16 protein-coding genes and 2 pseudogenes are annotated in these 19,132 nt (G+C 57.9%); 7 read left to right on the forward strand and 11 right to left on the reverse strand.

The annotated features are described in order from the left end of the window. Positions 1-158 precede the first annotated feature (158 nt). Positions 159-1,288, forward strand: a pseudogene (locus BXY39_RS17545) (IS3 family transposase). A 43-nt stretch (positions 1,289-1,331) separates the two neighbouring features. On the opposite strand, the pseudogene BXY39_RS17550 reads toward BXY39_RS17545, so the two are convergent. Continuing rightward, positions 1,332-2,232, reverse strand: a pseudogene (locus BXY39_RS17550) (IS481 family transposase). A 195-nt stretch (positions 2,233-2,427) separates the two neighbouring features. Here BXY39_RS17550 and BXY39_RS17555 point away from each other — a divergent pair. Both BXY39_RS17555 and BXY39_RS17560 read left to right on the forward strand, forming a co-directional pair. Next, the gene (locus BXY39_RS17555; protein WP_121940215.1) at positions 2,428-2,817 is read left to right on the forward strand and encodes an MAPEG family protein; all 390 of its coding nucleotides are present in this window, start codon (positions 2,428-2,430) and stop codon (positions 2,815-2,817) included. A 152-nt stretch (positions 2,818-2,969) separates the two neighbouring features. Further along, positions 2,970-3,458 carry a flavodoxin family protein gene (locus tag BXY39_RS17560; RefSeq protein ID WP_170163934.1) on the forward strand — a complete coding sequence of 163 codons (489 nt, stop codon included), beginning with the start codon at positions 2,970-2,972 and terminating at the stop codon, positions 3,456-3,458. 53 nt (positions 3,459-3,511) lie between these two features. Here the strand turns inward: BXY39_RS17560 and BXY39_RS17565 are convergent, their stop codons facing one another. Beyond that, entirely contained in the window at positions 3,512-3,721 is a 210-nt protein-coding gene (locus BXY39_RS17565) for a hypothetical protein (RefSeq protein ID WP_121940217.1), read from the reverse strand. A 130-nt stretch (positions 3,722-3,851) separates the two neighbouring features. On the opposite strand from BXY39_RS17565, the gene BXY39_RS20135 reads away from it, so the two are divergent. Next, complete coding sequence (locus tag BXY39_RS20135) at positions 3,852-4,775, forward strand: thermonuclease family protein (protein ID WP_425458916.1); 924 nt, start codon at positions 3,852-3,854, stop codon at positions 4,773-4,775. Here the strand turns inward: BXY39_RS20135 and BXY39_RS17575 are convergent. The 5 genes from BXY39_RS17575 to BXY39_RS19590 form a co-directional block, all read right to left on the reverse strand. Then, positions 4,685-5,566 carry an RNA polymerase factor sigma-32 gene (locus BXY39_RS17575; RefSeq protein WP_121940219.1) on the reverse strand — a complete coding sequence of 294 codons (882 nt, stop codon included), beginning with the start codon at positions 5,564-5,566 and terminating at the stop codon, positions 4,685-4,687. The genes BXY39_RS20135 and BXY39_RS17575 overlap by 91 nt on opposite strands. Positions 5,567-5,735: 169 nt before the next feature. Then, entirely contained in the window at positions 5,736-6,239 is a 504-nt protein-coding gene (locus tag BXY39_RS17580; RefSeq protein WP_121940366.1) for a CarD family transcriptional regulator, read from the reverse strand. 575 nt (positions 6,240-6,814) lie between these two features. Further along, the gene (gene fdxA / locus BXY39_RS17585) at positions 6,815-7,150 is read right to left on the reverse strand and encodes a ferredoxin FdxA (RefSeq protein ID WP_121940220.1); all 336 of its coding nucleotides are present in this window, start codon (positions 7,148-7,150) and stop codon (positions 6,815-6,817) included. A 210-nt stretch (positions 7,151-7,360) separates the two neighbouring features. Then, positions 7,361-7,669 (reverse strand): RNA-binding S4 domain-containing protein, encoded by a 309-nt coding sequence (locus tag BXY39_RS19585; RefSeq protein WP_211332326.1) that lies wholly within the window; start codon positions 7,667-7,669, stop codon positions 7,361-7,363. Beyond that, a complete protein-coding gene (locus BXY39_RS19590) occupies positions 7,650-10,805 on the reverse strand; it encodes a helicase-related protein (protein ID WP_121940222.1) in 3,156 nt (1,051 codons plus the stop codon). Before BXY39_RS19590 ends, BXY39_RS19585 begins: the two co-directional genes overlap by 20 nt. A 154-nt stretch (positions 10,806-10,959) precedes the next feature. Here BXY39_RS19590 and BXY39_RS17600 point away from each other — a divergent pair, with 154 nt between their 5' ends. Continuing rightward, positions 10,960-12,693 carry an amidase gene (locus tag BXY39_RS17600; RefSeq protein ID WP_121940367.1) on the forward strand — a complete coding sequence of 578 codons (1,734 nt, stop codon included), beginning with the start codon at positions 10,960-10,962 and terminating at the stop codon, positions 12,691-12,693. 169 nt (positions 12,694-12,862) lie between these two features. Then, on the forward strand, positions 12,863-13,168 hold the full coding sequence (rpmB, locus tag BXY39_RS17605) for a 50S ribosomal protein L28 (RefSeq protein ID WP_121940223.1): 306 nt from the start codon (positions 12,863-12,865) through the stop codon (positions 13,166-13,168). A gap of 79 nt (positions 13,169-13,247) precedes the next feature. On the opposite strand, the gene BXY39_RS17610 is transcribed toward rpmB, so the two are convergent. The 4 genes from BXY39_RS17610 to cobS are packed head-to-tail and all read right to left on the reverse strand — an operon-like array spanning position 13,248 to position 18,145. Continuing rightward, the gene (locus BXY39_RS17610; RefSeq protein ID WP_121940224.1) at positions 13,248-14,135 is read right to left on the reverse strand and encodes a sulfotransferase family 2 domain-containing protein; all 888 of its coding nucleotides are present in this window, start codon (positions 14,133-14,135) and stop codon (positions 13,248-13,250) included. 2 nt (positions 14,136-14,137) lie between these two features. Then, positions 14,138-15,202: an esterase-like activity of phytase family protein gene (locus BXY39_RS17615; RefSeq protein ID WP_121940225.1), complete on the reverse strand. Its 1,065-nt coding sequence runs from the start codon at positions 15,200-15,202 to the stop codon at positions 14,138-14,140. Beyond that, a complete protein-coding gene (cobT, locus tag BXY39_RS17620; RefSeq protein ID WP_121940226.1) occupies positions 15,202-17,094 on the reverse strand; it encodes a cobaltochelatase subunit CobT in 1,893 nt (630 codons plus the stop codon). The genes BXY39_RS17615 and cobT overlap by 1 nt, the downstream gene beginning before the upstream one ends. A 25-nt stretch (positions 17,095-17,119) precedes the next feature. Continuing rightward, on the reverse strand, positions 17,120-18,145 hold the full coding sequence (gene cobS, locus BXY39_RS17625; RefSeq protein WP_121940227.1) for a cobaltochelatase subunit CobS: 1,026 nt from the start codon (positions 18,143-18,145) through the stop codon (positions 17,120-17,122). 202 nt (positions 18,146-18,347) lie between these two features. On the opposite strand from cobS, the gene BXY39_RS17630 reads away from it, so the two are divergent. Further along, positions 18,348-18,623 (forward strand): BolA family protein, encoded by a 276-nt coding sequence (locus tag BXY39_RS17630; RefSeq protein WP_121940228.1) that lies wholly within the window; start codon positions 18,348-18,350, stop codon positions 18,621-18,623. The last annotated feature ends 509 nt before the right edge of the window (positions 18,624-19,132 follow it).

Genomic DNA, 19,132 nt, shown 5'->3' on the forward strand with positions numbered 1-19,132 from the left:
GTATTGCAACCCGATATGACAAACTGGGCTCCACCTTTCTGGCAATGGTGAAGATAGCCGCAATACGCCTGCGCTTGAGAGCTTATGAGCCTACATGGACCTGTCGCGGTTTGATGCCGCTCCTTTGATAGCATTTACTTTAGCAAAGGAGACGAACTATGGGACTGAAACGAACGGATGAATTCCGGGTTGATGCGGTGCGGATCGCGCTGACGAGCGGGCTTACAAGGAAGCAGGTAGCGTCAGATTTGGGCGTTGGTCTGTCAACGCTGAACAAGTGGGTAGCTGCGTATCGCGACACCGACGTGGTATCCGACAAGGACTTGGACCTTGCCTGTGAGAATGAGCGGCTTCGACATGAGAACCGCATTCTCAAGGAGGAGAGGGAGATCTTAAAAAAGGCAACGCAGTTCTTCGCGGGCCAAAAACCATGAGGTTTCGCTTTATAGAAGAACACCGCACTGCCTTTTGCGCAAATCGCATGTGTGACGTTCTAGATTTCAGGCCCCGTGGCCTGCGTGCCTATCGCCGTCGCCCGGCCAGCCAAAGGCAACGAACCGACATGATCGTTCTGGCGCACATCAAGAAACAATCTCGTCTCAGCTTGAGCAGCTACGGCCGTCCGCGCATGACCGAATAATTGAAAGAGCTTGACCTTAGTGTTGGCCATCGCCGCGTTGGGCGTTTGATGCGCGAGAATGGCATACGGGTTGAAAGATCGAAGAAATACAAGGTGACGACCGACAGCAACCATGCCTTCAATATCGCGCAGAACCTGCTGAACCGGAACTTCGCAGCGGATAAACCAAACCAGAAGTGGGCGGGAAATATCAGTTACGCCTGGACGCACGAAGGCTGGCTATATCTCGCTGTCATTCTCGATCTGCATTCAAGACGGGTCATCGGCTGGGCCGTCAGCAACCGCTTGAAGCGTGATCTGGCGGTCCGGGCGCTCGATATGGCCATTGCCTTGAGACAGCCTCCGAAGGGCTGCATTCATCATACGGATCGCGGCAGCCAATACTGTTCACACGACTACCAGAAAATCCTGCGTCAGCATGGCTTCGAGGTGTCGATGAGTGGAACAGGAAACTGTTACGACAACGCAGCCGTTGAAACATTCTTCAAAACGATCGAAGCAGAACTGATTTGGCGAAGGTCATGGAAAACGCGCCGTGAAGCAGAAGTGGCCATCTGCCGGTACATCAATGGCTTCTACAACCCGCGCCGGCGACACTCTCCTTTGGGCTGGAAAAGCCCGCTCGCTTTCGAACGGAAAGTAGCCTAAACGAGCACTAAGGGCGGCAAAATAACGCGACAGGTCCAACAGCCTAGTCTCGGCATTGATGGATTGGATTGAGCCTGAACCTTTCGGGTTCTTTTGTCCACATTTTGCAGATGTATTCGTAGGGTGTCAGTCCACGTAGCGTTTTCAAGCGGCGCGCATAGTTATAGGTATTGATGAATGTTTCCAGGTGCCTTTTGAACTGGTCATGGTCAGCATAATGATACCGCTTAACAGTCGCTTCCTTGATAGTTCGCTTCATGCGTTCGACTTGTCCGTTTGTCCACGGATGCTTCACCTTCGTTAGCCTGTGTTCGATCCCGTTCTCTTGGCAGCGCATGTCGAACATATGCGTCATATACCGCGCAGTCGGTCCGTCTTTATATCTCGGCGGAAACGTAAATTGGATACCGTTGTCGGTTAGAGCCGTATGAATTTTATAGGGAACCGCTTCAATCAAGTCCTCCAGGAATGCTGACGCGGAGGACCGCCCCATTTTGTGAACGGCCTGGAAGAATACGAACTTAAATGTTCGATCAATCGCAACATAAAGATATAGTTTGCCTTCCTGTGTGCTAACCTCGCCGATATCGATATGAAAATCAGCCGATCGGGTAGGCCTTGAACTTTTGCTTTGCAGGCTTGTCATGCTCAACGTCCGGCAAGCGCGATATGCCGTGGCGCTGTAAACAGCGGTGTAAAGCAGAACGGGTTAAATGTGAGATTGTCGATTGCAGGGCGTAAAGGTAATCATCCAGCGGTAAAAGCGTGTGTTTGCGAAAGACGACGATAATCGTTTCTTCTTCAACCGTCAGAACTGTGGAGCGCACCTCCTTCGGGTCCGTCTTAAGGTCTGACACGGCCGTATGCTTCTTCCACTTGGCGACCGTCTTAGGCTCAGGCATCTGGTAATCGACGATCAGAATGGTTGGATCATTGGAGCTCAACTGGGAAAAGTAGGCGTATGGATTGGTGAAGTTTTTTGGCTGATAGCCCTGAGCTTCCCAGAAACGTGCAATGAATTTGCGCTCGACTTCATCTCCTCCTGAGGGCACCATTTCCAGCATAAAACTGGAAACGTTCATCGCCAGTCCTATAGTGCTGATTGTTGGTATCGGCTGAATGCTTGGACAGGGTCTATCATGAGCGTTGAAGTCACCTATCTGGCCTATGCGGGTCTGCTGGCAGTGGCACAGCTGATTCTCATGGCTATCCCTGTCAATCTGCAGCTTGGAACCGGATACACCGGCGGGCCGCGCGATACGGAACGGTCACCGACCGGTATGGCCGGACGTTTGCACAGAGCCTTTGGCAATCATATGGAAGGTCTCATTCTGTTTACCGCCGCGGTCGCGGTGGTGGAGCTGGCGTCGGCCAATACACTCGGGACGGCCCTGGCGGCACAGATCTATTTCTGGGCGCGGGTCGCGTATGTCCCGGCTTATGCGAGTGGGCTTCCCTATCTGCGTTCGGCGATCTGGGCCGCCGGGTTTTTCGCGCTGCCCTACATGCTGCTGACGGCTTTGCTGTAAAACGGCCGCCATATTTCCGCACTGTCGAAGCCCGCGTTTCTTTCCCGTATTCGGTTTACCTTTGATCGCCGTCAACGCGGCCGCCGGCAAACGATGCTATATGCCCCAAAGGCATCATATGGATGCACTACGCGGTAGGGGAGAGTGTCGGCATGGACACACTGATTGTCTATTATTCACGCACGGGTACAACGCGGACGCTGGCAAAGGCCCTGGCCGCTGCCCTTCAAGGCGATATCGCTGAAATAGAATGCATGAAATACCGACCGGGAGATTTGCGATATTTTCTGGCAGGGTATCACAGTGTGGCCGGAAAACTGCCGGACATTGCCGTGCCGCCCTTTCCGCGCAGCCATTACGATCTCGTTCTGGTGGGTACGCCCGTATGGACAAGCCATCCGGCCCTGCCGGTGCGCAGTTTTCTGACGCAAGGGGGACTGCCGTCCCTGGAAAGAGTGGGTTTTTTCCTGACGCATGACGGTCACGGGAGCCTGTCGCGCGCAGTTGATGAAATGGCTGCCCTGGTGGATGTCCCCGTCGCGGAAACCCTTTCCTTGACGGGGGCCGAGGTCAAAAGCGAAACGCTTGCGCAGTCAGTTGCCTCTTTCGCGGAAACGCTGAATGCCCGGGAGTATGCCTGAACAGGGCGGACATCATAAGCCGGGACACGCTACCGAGAGGGGAGGGTGCGGCGTTATTTTTTGTCGCGGACGATCGGCACCAGCATGTCGCCCCATGCCCCCTTTTCATGATAGCGCCATGTGCGAATCAGCTCTACCGACAGGCCGAGGTCAACCATCGCCATGACGGAGTTATTGAGCCGGTGCAGGTCGTTCGCCATACGCTGAAGCGCCTTTTCCTGCTCGGGGGTCATGTCGGTTTTTTCGCCGTCAGTCTCGGTCATTGGCTGGTCCTTGCATTGGTCGAAGATAAGGGGAGGGCGTAACACTCTGGACAGTGCAACCATAAGGCGCCCATTCTGACCTGACAAGGCGGAAGCCCGCCGTCACATCAGCCGCATACCCATGATGCACATGCCCGCCAATTTATGTCATATCATCCTGATCTTATTATGTTTGGCCGGTGTCCCGAGTGACCTCTACGCGGATTCTGCGGGGCCACGTCCCTGGCCGGCAGAAACGGGTCTCACACCCTGCGGAAGCGGATATGCGGAAGCTGTCACGGGTGCCGGGCATTTGCGGCTGGATGATGGATCGACGGTCCGGCTGGCGGATATCAAACTGCCGGAATTATGGCCGGAAGGCGGACCCGGCACCACCTGGCCCGGCGCCGAAAATGCCCATGAGAGGCTGACGGCTCTTTCGCGTGATTCTCTGAATTTTTTCTGTTTTGACGGTGACCGCAGGCATGACCGGCACGGTCGGCGGCTGGCACATATATCGACCGCTACCGGTCTTTGGCTGCAACAGACGTTGCTGACGCAAGGCATGGCCTTGTTGTCGCCGACACCGGGCAGTTGTCCCTTGTTGGGCGATCTGTACATGGCGGAAGATACGGCCCGGCGGATTGAGCGCGGCCTTTGGCGGCTGCAGGCATACAGAGCCCGTGATGCCAACAAACCGGACAGTGTCCCGAACGGACATTTTATAATCCTGTCAGGTCAGGTCGCTGATGTCAGTCTACGGCGTGGCTGGGTCTATGTGAACTTTGGCGATAACTGGCGCAGTGATGTCACCCTGGACATACCGGCCGGGGTTGCAAGAAGCTGGCGCAAACAGGGGTTTGACCCGGTAAATCTGAAAGGCCGGCACATCGAGGCGCGTGGCTGGAGTGATTGGCGGTGGGGTCCGCGCTTGCTTGTCAGGGCAATGGGTCAGATTCGACTGGCTGCGATTGCTGACGGCTCCTATCCAGCCGAAAGCCCCGCAGCGGCAGGGTCGGGTATACGCCGAACCAGTGCGGTTTTCAGTTTGCCAAGAGCCTGTGCTTCCAGCTGACGCACCCTTTCCTTGGAAATGCCGAGACGCTCGCCAAGGGCTGCCAGGGTTTCCCCTTTTTCACGCAGGCGGCGTTCACGAATGATATAGCTTTCCCGCTCGGACAGGCTGCGCATGGCATCGTGGATCAACGCCGTCCGGCGATGGCCGTCATGGGTGGTCATGACCTGTTCGTCCGGAAGCGGAGCGTCACAGACGATAAGTTCCTGCCATTCCTGCATGCTGTCATCGCCGACAGGCGCGTTCAATGACCGGTCGACACCGGACAGGCGGCCTTCCATGGTTTCGACATCGCGTGTTTTCACGCCGAGTTCATCGGCGATGCGGCGCCTGGCTTCGAATGACAGGGGACGCTCGGTCGGCATATCGAGCCTGGCTTTCAGACGTTTCAAATTGAAGAAGAGAGCCTTGTGGGCCGCTGTCGTACCGGTGCGTACGATCGACCAGTTGCGCAAGACAAAATCCTGAATGGAGGCACGGATCCACCAGCTGGCGTATGTGGAGAAGCGGACATCGCGATCAGGTTCGAAACGATAGGCGGCTTCCATGAGACCGATCACGCCTTCCTGAATCAGATCCGCCACCGGCAGACCGTAATGGCGGAAACGGCTTGCCGCGGCAATCACCAGACGCAGGTAGGATTCGGTCAGACGTTTCAGCGCGCGCTCGTCCGCGCCTTCACGCCATGCCCTTGCCAATTCCAACTCCCGTTCGCGGGACAGCATGGGGGCCTTCATGGCATGGCGGATAACCCTGCGATCATCACCGGATACCCAGTTGGTACGTGACATATCCGTATCTCCCCTTAACGCAACTATAGGAAATACGCGCCTGAAAACTGCCCGGATCAATTTTTCTGACAAAAATTGTCAGAATTTACGGGATGGGTATAAAAAACCCCGTTGAATCAAATCCAACGGGGTTTTCACAGTCAGGTGGATATGAGTTGAAATCGTCGTTTCAGGCGGCCAGTTCTTTTTCCAGCCGAACGATGGCGTCCGCCTCTTCGATATTTTCAACAGCCGCAAGTTCGCGGGCCAAACGGCCGAGCGCCGCATCGTAAATTTGCCGTTCGGAATAGGATTGTTCCGGCTGGTCATCGCCCCGGTGCAGATCCCGCACAACTTCGGCAATGGAGACCAGATCACCGGAATTGATCTTGGCCTCGTATTCCTGGGCGCGCCTGCTCCACATGGTACGCTTGATGCGGGCTTTGCCTTTCAACGTTGTGAAGGCTTCCTTCATGGTGGCGTCGTTCGACAGGCGGCGCATGCCGCTGCCGGCAGCCTTGTTCGTCGGCACGCGCAGGGTCATGCGCTCCTTTTCAAAACGAATAACGTAAAGTTCCAGCGTCAGACCGGATATTTCCTGGGTTTCAAGCTCGCTGATCCGGCCTACACCGTGTTTGGGATAAACAATGTAATCTCCGACGGAAAAAGGATGAGTTTTTGATTTGGCAGCCATAACCGTTTTAAGTCCTTCTTGTGTATAGCCGTGCCAGTGGAGCAGCGTCATTTAAGGCCCGGCCCTGGATCGGCTGTGCCCCCTGGCAACGTGGTACAATGCGGTTTGGACACGGACTGCCTGCAACCCTGTCCGAGCATTTTGGCGGAAAACGCCTATCGGCTTCTTGTCTGCCGATATTGTTTTGGCACACAAAATGTACCAATGGCGTATGGCGGTCCGCAACAAAACGCAAAACGCCGCATGGACCATTCATCCTTCCCGTGTGCGGGAAGGGATGTCGGCCATCGCCACGTTTCATGACAGTGTTCAGCAACCCAAATGATGTTCAGCCGCCCTTGCCGACAACCGAGTATCGTCTTTCAAGCCGCAGTTGGTGCCGGTTCAGGATTACGGCCCTGATCAGCACACATGTATGCGTTTGTAACATATTTGACTCAAAAAAGACAGACGAAAGTCTCTCGCTGAGGCTGCATCGGCGAGGTGCTGAAACGATAAACAGGGTAATGGGTTAACCGCAGAGCAAAAAATACTGCCGGGCCTGTTTCCGCAGTCTGCCCCGTGTCTGAACGGATTTAACCGCCCTGCCCGGGATTGGGGGAGAGGAATTCTTTCTTGCCTTCCTTGCCCTGCCAGTCGTCGGCGTCGGCGGGCGGTTCCCCCTTAACGGTGATATTGGGCCATGTCTCGGAATATTTGGTGTTGATTTCCAGCCATTCCTCAAGCCCGTCTTCCGTGTCGGGCAGGATGGCTTCGGCCGGGCACTCCGGTTCACAAACACCGCAATCGATACACTCATTGGGATTGATGACCAGCATGTTTTCACCTTCGTAAAAACAGTCGACCGGACAGACCTCAACGCAGTCCATAAACTTGCATTTGATGCAGGCCTCGGTCACCACATAGGTCATCACTTGTCTCCTTGATCAAATCAGGGGCTGCGCCGAGTATATCAGGACGAACTGGTGACAGTGTCTGAATTTTGCCCGGACATGCATCTTTCCAATTGCGGGTTTATGCACAAAAGGATGGACCAGGGCAACGGGTTTAGATACCCGGCCTTTGCATGCCTTTCATGCGGTGCCTGTCAGGATGGCGCCGGATGTCGGCCGGTCCGGATATCAAAGCTCGCGGTAGAGGGTGCGTGCCTCTGCCGCGGGGCCGCGCCGGGTTCCGATTTTCAGAACTTCAAGAGCCCATACCTTGTGCCCGAGGGCAAAGGTCAGGATATCGCCCGGTGCGATGCGGCGGGCAGGTTTCTCGGTGCGGTGCCCGTTGATGCGCACACCATTTTGTACACATATCCGGCCCGCCAGGCTGCGTGTCTTGATGATAGGGGCATGCCACAACCACACATCCAGCCGCTGTGAGGATGTCGGTTCGCCATCGGGCGGGCTTTTTGCGATTTTATCAGCGGGCTTTTTTGTCAAGAGCTTCCTTGAGGCCGGCCAAGGCGGCGAAAGGCGAATCCGGGTCGGCCTGTTTTTCAGAGCGGCGCGGCCGCGATACGCGGCGCGTGTCCTTGCCTGGTTTGGACGATTTGGCGCTGTTGTCGCGCGCCCCGCGTGCCGCTTTCGGTCTGCCGTGTGAATTCTGGGGCCTTTTTCGTGCCTGCCCCCCACGGGATTGGCGCTCTCCGTCGCGGGTGTCCGCCGACGACCTGCCGCCGCCATGCCGGCGTCCTCTTGAAGGGGCCCATTTGAAGACATAGCGCTCCACCAGTTCAGCGGATGCCTCATCGGTATCTGCGGCAGGCGGTACGGCATCTTCAGGCCCGGTATCTCCTTGTATGGCGTCCGCGTCAGACGCGGTTTTCCGTGCCTCGGTGTCCTCTAAGCCTGCATCCGCATCGGGACGTTCGGAAGACACCGGTTGGTCTGCGGTGGGCGCGGGTGTCTGTTCCGGGGTTTCCTGAACGACGGGGGACAGGACGGATGGGTCACCGATGTCGACCGCAGGGACGTCGGTTGCATCCGGTGTATGCTGTACTATGTCCGCCGTTGGCTGGTCAGGGGCTGTGTTGGCGGCACTTTTTTCACCGTCATCTGTTGTCTGCCCGGAAACCGGTTCGCCGGGCAGACAAGGAGGCGAATCAGGGGCTGTTTCCGATGGCTTATCAACAGATGTTGCCTCCGCTGAAGCCGGCGGTAATTTCCGGATTTCCCATGCATAGCCCAATGCTTTCATGACACTGGCGAAACTCTCTCCCGACAGGCCGACAAGGCCCATAATTTCCGGTGTTACCTCGAACCAGCTGCGATCCTGGCCGAGAGGCCGTACCGTATCCGCCAGACGCTCGAGCATGTCGATCCGTACCGCTTTGGCGCCGACGACACGGAAACCGGCAAGATCGTAGAAGCCTTCGGGTACGGCTTTTTCCGTATCGACCCAGACCATGCCTGGAGTGGGTATGGTTGGCAGCGCCGTTTCGCTTCTGGCCAGGGCCCACAGCATCAGCCGCAGTTCCGTTGCATGCGGTTTCAGGATCAAAGGCATGTAAAGGCTAAGGGCGCCGATACGGATGCCGAAACGGCGCAGGCCCTTACGGGCGTCCTGATCCAGTTGACGCAGATCCGAGTCCACCGCCACACGCGGAAGGACGCCGTAGGATTCCAGCATGCGGTATGCAATTCCACGCGCCAGCCCGGACAGCGGCGGTGTGCCTTCGGCGGGTTCCACCTCGCCGTTCAGTTCCTTTGACAGGGCCATCAGCGGGGCCAGTTTGTCGGCAATCCGTTCATCAAGCCATTTCTGGACGGTCTCAAGCACCAGAACGGATACGTCCCCTTCCAGAAGCGTGTCTTCCATCAGTCGGACGCGCGGTGCGAAGAGTGCGCCTGAATGTTCGACGCGGGCAATCGGTGCACCGTCCCACATTACGCGCGGACGCCACAGCCCATCGGTAAAATCCAGCGACACCTTCTTGATGCCGACATTGGCCAAGAGCTTGGCCCGTCGCATCATTTCCGCCTGCAGGCCCGGGACGGTGGCGGCCCGGATGGTCTTTTCCTCCTGCCGGTCGACGCTTTCGGCAACCCGGAACGAAAACCCAAAAAGCGTGCCAACCTCGTGCCCCTCAACGGACACGGTGCCCTTCTCGCTGTCGATGCTCACGCTTAGACTATCCTTCTGCTTGAGCGAACGCATCAGCACTGCTGTGCGCCTGTCTACAAAACGCTGTGTCAACCTGTCATGCAGCGCATCCGACAGGCGGTCTTCGACACTGCGGGTCATATGGGCCCAGTGGGCACCGTCTTTCAGCCAGCCGCTCCGGTGCGATACGTAGGTCCACACACGGATACCGGCAATGCGTCCGGCCAAGGTATCGATATCGCCATGAATATTGTCAAGGCGCTTGACCTGACGCGCAATCCAGCCGTCTTCAATAACCCCGGCATCACCGGACAGATCCAGAAAAATCCGGCGCAAAAGGCTGATATGGTCATCCGCCGAAATCTTACGGAAATCGGGCACTTGACAGACATCCCACAGCAGCCGGACCTGTCCTGGATCCCTGACACGGCCGGCAATGTCAGCGTCCATGGACAGCGCCTTGAGCACCACCAGATCGGTGGCGTCGCGTTGACGGTGCAGTCCCTCTGTTTTTGCCGGCATTTCCAGGCTGCGGATCAAACGGCCGGCGGAGGTGAAATCCAGGCGGCTGTTGCGCCATGTCAGGCGTCTCAGCGCATCAAACTGATGGTCTTCAATCTGGGCGACTATCAGCGGGTCCATCACACCTTCCCCGCCTAGGGTGGAGAAGGTGCCGTCCCGCTTGTAACGTCCGGCGCGTCCCGCGATCTGCGCGGCTTCCGCCGGGTTGAGGTGACGGAACAGGCGGCCGTCGAATTTTTCCAGACTTCCGAAGGCCACATGATCGATATCCATATTAAGGCCCATGCCGATGGCATCGGTGGCCACCAGATAATCCACTTCGCCGGACTGATACATGGCGACCTGCGCATTGCGCGTGCGCGGGCTGAGCGCGCCCATCACAATGGCGGCACCGCCCCTCTGCCTGCGGATCAGTTCCGCCATGCCGTAAACCTCGCTGGCGGAAAATCCCACCACGGCACTGCGCCGGGGCAGGCGTGACAGTTTGACCGGTTTGGTATGGGTCAGACAGGACAGGCGGGGCCGTGTGTCGATGTCGGCCTCGGGCAGCAATTGCCGGATCAGCGGACGCATGGTTTCCGCGCCGAGCAGCAGGGTCTCGTGCAGACCGCGCGTGTTGAGCATATGGTCGGTGAACACATGGCCGCGCTGGGAGTCGGCCGCCATCTGCACCTCGTCAAGCGCGGCGAACTCCACATTCATGTGGCGGGGCATGGCTTCGGCGGTGCACAGAAAATAGCGCGCGCCTTCCGGTACAATGCGTTCCTCGCCAGTGATCAATGCGGCCTGATTTCTGCCCTTGGCGCCGACGACACGATCATAGACCTCCCGCGCCAGCAAACGCAGCGGAAACCCCATCATGCCGGAGCTGTGCGCCAACATACGTTCAACAGCGTAATGAGTCTTGCCGGTGTTTGTGGGGCCCAATATGGCGCGTATATTTCGGCCCATGTGCGGGCATGTCCTCAATTACCATTGCCGCCAAACCGTTTGCGACGTGTTCTTGATAACGCTTCTCGCGCGCCGTTCAAGCTCTATACTCTGCACCCGTATATACGAAACCGCCGTGAAATGCGGATCGGAATCTTATGGGGAGGATATGGATATGAAAACCACCAATGTCAGCCGTCGCGCGCTTTTGAAGGGGATGGCCGCAGCCGGCACCGGGGCCGCCCTTGCCGGCACTGCATCGGCACAGGATGCAGACAATACGGCCGGGGTTCAGGCCGGCGACATTCAGTGCGCCGAGCGCCTGATGGGTGTTGACTACACCGATGGCGAACGCGCGCAGATGGCCGGTGAACTGGATGATTATCTGACACGTCTCAAAGCGCGCCGCGCTGCTGTCATGCTGGCCAATGACGACGCGCCCGCGTTGACGTTCACCCCCTTTCTATCCGGTTCAGAGAACAACCCACAGAATGATGGTGTGCGTATCAGCCGGATTTCCGTTTCCGACCGGCCCGGATCGGACGTCGACATCGCCTTCGCCCCTATCGCCAAACAGGGGCACTGGCTGCGCGGCGGCCTTGTGACCAGTGCCCGGCTGACCGATATTTATCTTGAGCGTATTGCCCGGTTGAACCCGGTTCTGAACAATTTCATCACCCCCATGGCCGATACCGCAAGGGCACAGGCCGCACAGGCCGATGCGGAGCTTGCAGCAGGAAACGACCGTGGCCCCTTGCACGGCATTCCCTATGCGCTGAAGGATCTGGCCGACACCCAGGGCGTGAAAACCACATGGGGGGCCGCTCCCTATCAGGACCGCATACCGGACGAGGATGCCGTTATCGTCAGTCGTCTGCGGGAAGCGGGGGCCGTTCTCCTCGGCAAAGCCAGTCTGGGGGCGCTGGCCTATGGTGATAAATGGTTTGACGCGGTGACCCGCAACCCCTGGGCGCCGGAAGAGGGGTCAAGCGGGTCCAGCGCCGGGTCTGCCTCGGCCACGGCGGCGGGCATGTGTGGTTTTTCCATCGGTACGGAAACACTTGGCTCCATCGTGTCCCCCTCGACCCGGTGCGGGGTGACGGGCTTACGCCCCACATTCGGGCGGGTGCCGCGCACCGGGACCATGGCTTTGTGTTGGTCGCTTGATAAATTCGGGCCGATTTGCCGTTTCACGGAGGATACGGCCCTGGTGCTGGCGGCCATCAACGGGGCGGACGCGGGCGATGCTTCCAGCCACAGCCACGGCTTTTCCTATAATGCGGATTTTGACCTGTCCGCCCTGACCGTGGGTTACGACCCCGCATGGTTCAAGGATGCCACGCCAACCGATCAGTGGGCATTGGAACAGGTTCGGAAAAGCGGTGCCACGCTGCGGGAAATCGCCCTGCCCGATCTGCCCTATCAGGCACTGTTCACGGTGGTGGAGGCGGAAGCGGCCGCCGCGTTCGAGGACCTGACACTGTCCAACCGCGACGATATGCTGGCATGGCAGGAGGCCCGTGCCTGGCCCAACACTTTCCGCGCCGCGCGGTTTCATTCAGCGGTCGAATTGATACAGATCGACCGGTTCCGCCGGCGCGTGATGGCTGTCATGGACGATGTTTACAATCAGGTGGATATGCTGATCAGCCCGAACTTTGCGGGCAGTCTGCTGATCATCACCAATTTCACCGGCCACCCATCCCTGACCCTGCCGCTGGGCATGGAAGAACGGGAGACGGAGGCTTTGACAGGTGTGGCGGATGCCACATCCGGTCCGGCGCGGCGCCTGCCGCATACGATAACCCTTTGGGGCGGTCTTCTGGGTGAAGGAGAGATGCTGTCCATGGGCCGTTATCTTGAGCAGCGGGCCAATTTTTCCCGCTACCGGCCGCAAGTGGCGGTTTGAACAGGGCTGCCCGCTCCTGATCTTGACTCAGACGGCCACAGGCCTTATTGACGCGCGGTTCACTCTTCAAGGCTGGGGCGGGCAAGCCGCACGGCCTTGAACAGCACTTGGCAACCAAAAGATTCCCGGGATGGAAGATCCGCCCGGTAGAAAAAGAAGGATAAGGACCATGTCGCGAGTTTGCGAACTGACGGGAAAACGGGTGATGACGGGTAACAATGTGTCGCATGCGCACAACAAAACCCGCCGCCGCTTTTTGCCCAACCTGACGAAAGCCACACTTCTTTCCGACGCATTGGGCCGTTCGGTTAGCTTCAAACTGTCCACCCATGCGCTGCGTTCTGTCGAACACAATGACGGCCTGGACAACTTTCTGCTGAAGCAACGGGACGATAACCTGTCGCCGAAGGCGCAGAAGCTGAAGAAAGAAATCAAAAAAGCTGTTTCAGAAAAAAGCGTTCAGAAAACGGTCTGAACATTTAGCTTTCAGTCTCCGCATATTTGAACAACCTCAGAAGCCGGTCTTGATTTTCAAGGCCGGTTTTTACGTATAATCAGGAAAACCAGCTACCATAGATTTCGTAATCAGTGCGAAAAAGAGTATGCCGCAAATTATCCTCATATGCCCCTCCGGGCGGCGGTTGTACGGATGACGGTGTCATATTGCGGTGAGACGGCGGCAGCGCAATTCCACAATGACTTTCAATATCGCTGCGCAAACGGTCCAAATCACCCAGACCATATATATGGGTGAAGAGAGCCGTATTGCCCCCTGCGATATCCACAAGCGGGGCGGTATGGCGCATGACGCAGCGGAAAACCTGCTGATAGCGGACGAGGTTTTCAGCAAACACTCGATAATCAGGTTGGGTCGGCAGGCCAAGAAAAATACTCTGGCCGCCGGCATCTCTGGACAGCTCATTCTTGATAACAATGTTGCTGCGCCAGAAAGACCTCATCCGCTCAATCGGGTCTCTGACAACAAGAAACCGCATCCAGCTGGCATATGCACCACCAACCAAATCGTTGCGATTCAGACGCTGTGTCGGTGCTTTGCCGGAATGGTCTGCATCGCCGCTTTTGCGTGCGCAGTCATATATGATGTTCTTGACCGTGCTTGATGCACATTTGGGTACATGAATGTATAGAATTCTTAGGAGCGGCAGACGATAAAACAGGCTGTGGCCATCCGCTGCGAAAGAGACATCCGCGGGCAATGGGGCCCAGACATGGGTAATGGCTTTCCGTATCAGTGAGCGGGCTTTTTCCACTTCACCCATCATCAACAGAGCACTCGCACGCAGTCGGGCCAGCGCGGCGTGGTCGTTTTTCCTGCTGGCCTCAGCCAGCATGCGCTCTGCTTTTGCGGGATTTTCTTCAAGGATCAAGTTGCGGGCTTCGGAAAATATCTTTTGCACCTCGATACTTTTACCACGGTGCATCACTATGCCCCCGCCAGATCGAACACCATAAGCAAGGTGCGCTGCGTCCTGCTGAAATTGTCGTCTGACATCATGATCAGCCGAGGGCTTCCATTGTCCCGGTCAATCACTGCCAGAGCTTCCATATTGTCAACCGTGTAAGGCGGGGCCCATTCGGCGAGCAGGTCACCCTGCAATGTACGACCGGCAAGTCCTGCCGCCACGCTTGCCGCCCGCAGACGGACAAGGCGTGCCGCCACGCCATCCGCGGGGGTATAGCGCCGTTGCAGTACAAGAATATCGCCCGAAGGCAGGCGGGCTGCATCGGTCGGGGCGAAGTTGGACCCCGGTTTCAGATAAAAAACTTCTGTGCGCTCCGTGCCTTTGCCTAAGGCGTTCCAGCGCCAGGCCTTGAGCCGTCCCTGCGGATCAAGGCCCCGTTCAGAAAACATCAGCAAGGCATCATCGGCCGTCCAGGCAATGGCTTCGAGGCCGCCATTGCGGGGCAGGCCGCTCAGGTCGGGAAGACGGTCGAGCGCTATATCCCATGTCCAGCCACCAGGCACGCTGGCATATGACAGGCGATGATTTCGTTCAAACGCGACGAGGAAACCCAGCGGTGCCGCAATCAGTGATTCGGCGTCCAGATCGGACTTGGACGCGGTTCGGGTTTCCGGGCTGAAGGGGCGGATGCTTGCGTCCGTGAGCGGTGCTTCGCCGGCAATATCAAAGCGAGCTTCCAGCCACCAGCCCCGGTCGCTGATGGCCGTCAGCGTCCTGCCGGACAGGACAAGACCCGACCAGCCGCCGAAGCGTGGATGATCGGACTGTAACACCCATCCCTTGACAAAAGTCAGGGCGCCCAATGTGCGCAGTCCGGGATTGGTGGGCAGCAGATCGACCGGTGTGGCCGTGATGTCCAATGGTTCGGCCGTACTGTGGGATACACTGTTTGCCGGATCCATTGCACTGGAGACGCGGGTATCTCCATCACCGTCAAACCAGCCCATGGCGACAGCAAGACCCACGGCAACACCGGCAATTCCGACAAGCGCCATAACTGTGTGGCTGCGCCCCGGCGCAGCCATCAGCGCAACAGTCCTGCTGCCGATCCGGTCGTGGGGCGCGGCGGCGTTTCCTCGAACAGGGCCGCAAGCTGTTCCGTCATGGCGCCGCCAAGCTGTTCGGCATCCAGAAGCGTGACGGCGCGGCTGTAATAACGTGTCACGTCATGGCCGATGCCGATGGCGATCAGTTCAACGGGTGAGCGGGTCTCTATCCATTTGATGATCTGACGCAGATGATTTTCAAGATATGTGCCCGAATTCACTGACAGCGTGCTGTCATCCACCGGTGCGCCGTCGGAAATCACCATCAGGATCCGCCGTTCTTCGGGCCGGGCAATGAGGCGCTGGTGTGCCCACAGCAGGGCTTCGCCGTCGATATTTTCCTTCAGCAACCCTTCCCGCATCATCAGGCCCAGATTGCGCCGGGCCCGCCGCCAGGGTGCATCCGCTGTCTTGTAGATAATATGACGCAGATCGTTCAGACGGCCCGGAGATTTGGGTCGGCCCGCTTTCAGCCATTCTTCCCTTGACTGGCCGCCTTTCCATGCCTTGGTGGTGAAGCCGAGAATTTCCACTTTGACCCCGCAGCGCTCCAGCGTACGCGCCAATATGTCCGCAGAGATCGCTGCGATGGAAATGGGGCGCCCCCGCATGGAGCCGGAGTTGTCCAGCAGAAGGGTAACAACCGTGTCGCGGAATTCGGTATCCGATTCCATTTTATAGGACAGTGGATGCGTCGGATTGGTGACAACGCGCGACAGGCGCGCGGCATCAAGTAACCCTTCTTCCAGATCAAACTGCCAATGACGGCGCTGCTGGGCAAGCAGGCGGCGCTGCAGCCGATTGGCCAGTTTTGAGACGGCGCCTGACAGCGCGGCCATCTGCTGGTCCAGATATTTACGCAGGCGCTCCAGCTCATCGGCGTCGCATAGCTCTTCGGCCTTTATCACTTCATCGAATGCATCCGTGAAGACGCTATAAAAGGGCGTATCCGGCAGGGTTTCCAGCGGGCGGTTGGGGCGCCACGGTACAGTGCCCTCATGCGTTCCTTCGCCTGCTTCGGCCTCGGTGTCGTCGGCCATGTCCATGGCCGCCTCGGTGCCGGCATCTTCTTCGCCGGCCTCAGGGCCGTCACTGTCCTCGCCCATTTCAGCGCCGTCACCTTCGCCGCCCTCGCTTTCGCCGTCGCCATTGTCGGAGCCCTGCGGGCTGTCACCGCCGCTCTCGCTTTCGGATTCTTCCGGGTTGTCTTCCGGCGTTTCATTTCCGCTTTCGTCGCCGAGCAGAGTGGAAATCAGGCTTCGCGCCAGGACCGCAAGACCTTTCTGGTCGTCGATACGGTCTTCCATCTGGTCCAGCAGATGGCCGATCAGTCCTTCATACTGGCCGCGGCACGCCTCCAGCATGGCGGACGCACACTCAGGCGGTGCTGCCCCTGTCAGACGTTCCCGTGCCAGGAGACCGATAATTCCCGCCAGCCGGTCGGCATCGTCCTGTGATGTGTCATCAAGGGGTCGCGCCAGACCGTCCTGGCGTGCCCGTTTGTCCGTCAGGACATCAAGATTATCGCGTACACCGGACAGCGCCCGCGCGCCGAGAGCTTCGACACGGACGGTTTCCAGGGCATCGAAAATACGGCGGGCCATGGGGCTGCCCGGTGCCAGTTTGCGGTGCAGTGCGGCGTCATGGTGACGATGCCTGAGGGCATAGCTGTCGGCCATGCCGCGCAGTTCGGCCACATCGCGCGATTTGACCTTGTGCGGCAGATGCGGCAGGCGCACGGTCCCCGCCGAAAGGCCGGGGCGGTCGACGGTGAATTCAACCTCAAGGGCCTTGTCGTCGCTTAATGACCGTGCACAGGCTGACAGGGCACGCTCGAACACATCTTTTTTGCCGCGTCCTCCGTCAGCCATTATGAGTGCCTATCCGTGAGGGATTTCATGTGTCGACCTGATGGGGTGCGGCGCTTTCCGGCAGATCGTGACCAAAGGCGCGTTGATAATATTCCGCCACGATCGGCCGTTCCGCCTCATCGCATTTGTTCAGGAAGCTGACCCGGAAGGCAAAGCCGACATTGCCGAAAATGCGAGTATTCTGCGCCCAGGACAGGACCGTACGCGGGCTCATCACCGTTGAAATGTCGCCCGCCATGAAACCCGTGCGGGTCATATCGGCCACATGAACCATCTGGCTGATGGTCTCGCGGCCGTCATCGGTATCGAAACCGGGTTCTTTCGCCAGGATAATGCCGGTTTCCGTGCCGTGGGGCAGGTAATTCAGGGTCGCGACAATGTTCCAGCGGTCCATCTGGCCCTGATTGATCTGCTGTGTCCCGTGATACAGGCCCGTGGTATCGCCCAGCCCGACCGTATTGGCGGTGGCAAAAATGCGGAAGGCCGGGTGCGGACGCAGAACCCTGTTCTGATCCAGCAGGGTCAGCTTGCCTTCGACTTCCAGAATACGCTGAATGACGAACATCACATCGGGACGGCCGGCGTCATATTCGTCGAAAACTATGGCTGTGGGCGATTGCAGCGCCCAGGGCAAAATACCTTCCTGAAACTCCGTCACCTGCTTGCCGTCACGCAATACGATGGCATCGCGCCCGACCAGATCAATGCGGCTGATATGGCTGTCCAGATTGACGCGAATCAAAGGCCAGTTCAGCCGTGCGGCCACCTGTTCGATATGAGTGGATTTGCCGGTGCCGTGATAGCCCTGAATCATGACCCGCCGGTTGTGGGCAAACCCGGCCAGGATCGCCAGCGTGGTCTCGGCATCGAAAACATAGGCTTCGTCCACTTCCGGCACATGCTCGTTTCTTTCGGCAAAGGCCGGCACGGTCATGTCCACATCGATGCCGAACACGTCGCGCACGCTGACGGTTTCCCCCGGCAAGGCGTTTTCCTGCGGGATACCGGTGCCGAACGTATCTGTTGCCTTTGCGGAAAGGGGGGCGGTCATAATGGACTTCCTCTATGATCTCTTAATACTATAAGAGCCTTCCCGTGGCAGGCCGCACCATGTTCAAGGCGGCGGTACTTGCCGGGAATGGCTTCCATCACAGCTTATAGTGTGGGCCGCTACCCTGACCGGATCAATGCCAAGACGCAAGTTTTTGCACTGCACCGTCTTACCGAAAAGATGCAAAAGGATACTGAGACACATGGGACAGGTAACCGAAACACTGCACCGTAAACTGACGGATGCACTGACCCCCGTCACCCTTGATATTATCGACGAATCGGAACAGCACCGGGGGCATGCAGGCTATCGTGAAGGGGGGGAAAGCCATTTTCATGTGGATATCGTCGCTGACGCCTTCGCGGGTCTGTCGCGTGTTGCACGCCAGCGCCTGGTGATGTCAGCCCTGCGCGAGGAGCTTGCCGGTCCGGTCCATGCGCTGACGATCAGCGCCAAAACCCCTAGCGAGAGTGGCTAGATAAGGGCAGGGGGCAAAGGGAATACCGTCATGATTTCGCGGAGGACCGGTTATATGACCGGCCTGTTCAGGAGGCGCAATCGCGGGCTTGCGGTGATCCCTTCAACCCCCGGACCCCTGTTCAACACTCAAGACCTAAAAACGGTATCGTCCGGCCCATTTGTGACTGGCCCAGAAACCGCCAGCCGCCACACCGAACAGCGCAACGCAAAGCACCCAATCCAGAAGAGTTAAATCCGCCATGGCCGATATCCCTTTCATCTGAGTGTTTGTCGGGATGGTCAGGCTGCCGCCGAATTGGGGCGTAATCGTGATGTTTTACGGGTGTTTCCGGCCGACTTCGCGGCCATTTTTAGGCACTTTTTTACTCAAATTGCGTCTCTTTTCATTAAAGTCCGGATTTGACCGGGGGGCCTGGGGACCTTTTTCGGTGAGAGTGCGGGCGGTTTTTTCAACCGGCCGGCGGCGAACGATTGCTGTGTGATCTGGGCCACATATCTGTCCATGAT

It is taken from the genome of Eilatimonas milleporae, from assembly GCF_003688555.1.
Classification (GTDB): Bacteria; Pseudomonadota; Alphaproteobacteria; order Sphingomonadales; family Kordiimonadaceae; genus Eilatimonas; species Eilatimonas milleporae.

What these genes read in the sequence shown, in the direction of transcription:
- BXY39_RS17630 (WP_121940228.1), top strand. Translation starts at nt 18,348, where the DNA reads ATGGGACAGGTAACCGAAACACTGCACCGTAAACTGACGGATGCACTG.
- fdxA (WP_121940220.1), bottom strand. Translation starts at nt 7,150, where the DNA reads ATGACCTATGTGGTGACCGAGGCCTGCATCAAATGCAAGTTTATGGAC.
- BXY39_RS17600 (WP_121940367.1), top strand. Translation starts at nt 10,960, where the DNA reads ATGAAAACCACCAATGTCAGCCGTCGCGCGCTTTTGAAGGGGATGGCC.
- BXY39_RS20135 (WP_425458916.1), top strand. Translation starts at nt 3,852, where the DNA reads ATGCCCGCCAATTTATGTCATATCATCCTGATCTTATTATGTTTGGCC.
- BXY39_RS17580 (WP_121940366.1), bottom strand. Translation starts at nt 6,239, where the DNA reads ATGGCTGCCAAATCAAAAACTCATCCTTTTTCCGTCGGAGATTACATT.
- BXY39_RS17555 (WP_121940215.1), top strand. Translation starts at nt 2,428, where the DNA reads ATGAGCGTTGAAGTCACCTATCTGGCCTATGCGGGTCTGCTGGCAGTG.
- BXY39_RS17560 (WP_170163934.1), top strand. Translation starts at nt 2,970, where the DNA reads ATGGACACACTGATTGTCTATTATTCACGCACGGGTACAACGCGGACG.
- cobS (WP_121940227.1), bottom strand. Translation starts at nt 18,145, where the DNA reads ATGACCGCCCCCCTTTCCGCAAAGGCAACAGATACGTTCGGCACCGGT.
- BXY39_RS19590 (WP_121940222.1), bottom strand. Translation starts at nt 10,805, where the DNA reads ATGGGCCGAAATATACGCGCCATATTGGGCCCCACAAACACCGGCAAG.
- BXY39_RS17575 (WP_121940219.1), bottom strand. Translation starts at nt 5,566, where the DNA reads ATGTCACGTACCAACTGGGTATCCGGTGATGATCGCAGGGTTATCCGC.
- BXY39_RS17615 (WP_121940225.1), bottom strand. Translation starts at nt 15,202, where the DNA reads ATGGCTGCGCCGGGGCGCAGCCACACAGTTATGGCGCTTGTCGGAATT.
- BXY39_RS17565 (WP_121940217.1), bottom strand. Translation starts at nt 3,721, where the DNA reads ATGACCGAGACTGACGGCGAAAAAACCGACATGACCCCCGAGCAGGAA.
- rpmB (WP_121940223.1), top strand. Translation starts at nt 12,863, where the DNA reads ATGTCGCGAGTTTGCGAACTGACGGGAAAACGGGTGATGACGGGTAAC.
- BXY39_RS17610 (WP_121940224.1), bottom strand. Translation starts at nt 14,135, where the DNA reads ATGCACCGTGGTAAAAGTATCGAGGTGCAAAAGATATTTTCCGAAGCC.
- cobT (WP_121940226.1), bottom strand. Translation starts at nt 17,094, where the DNA reads ATGGCTGACGGAGGACGCGGCAAAAAAGATGTGTTCGAGCGTGCCCTG.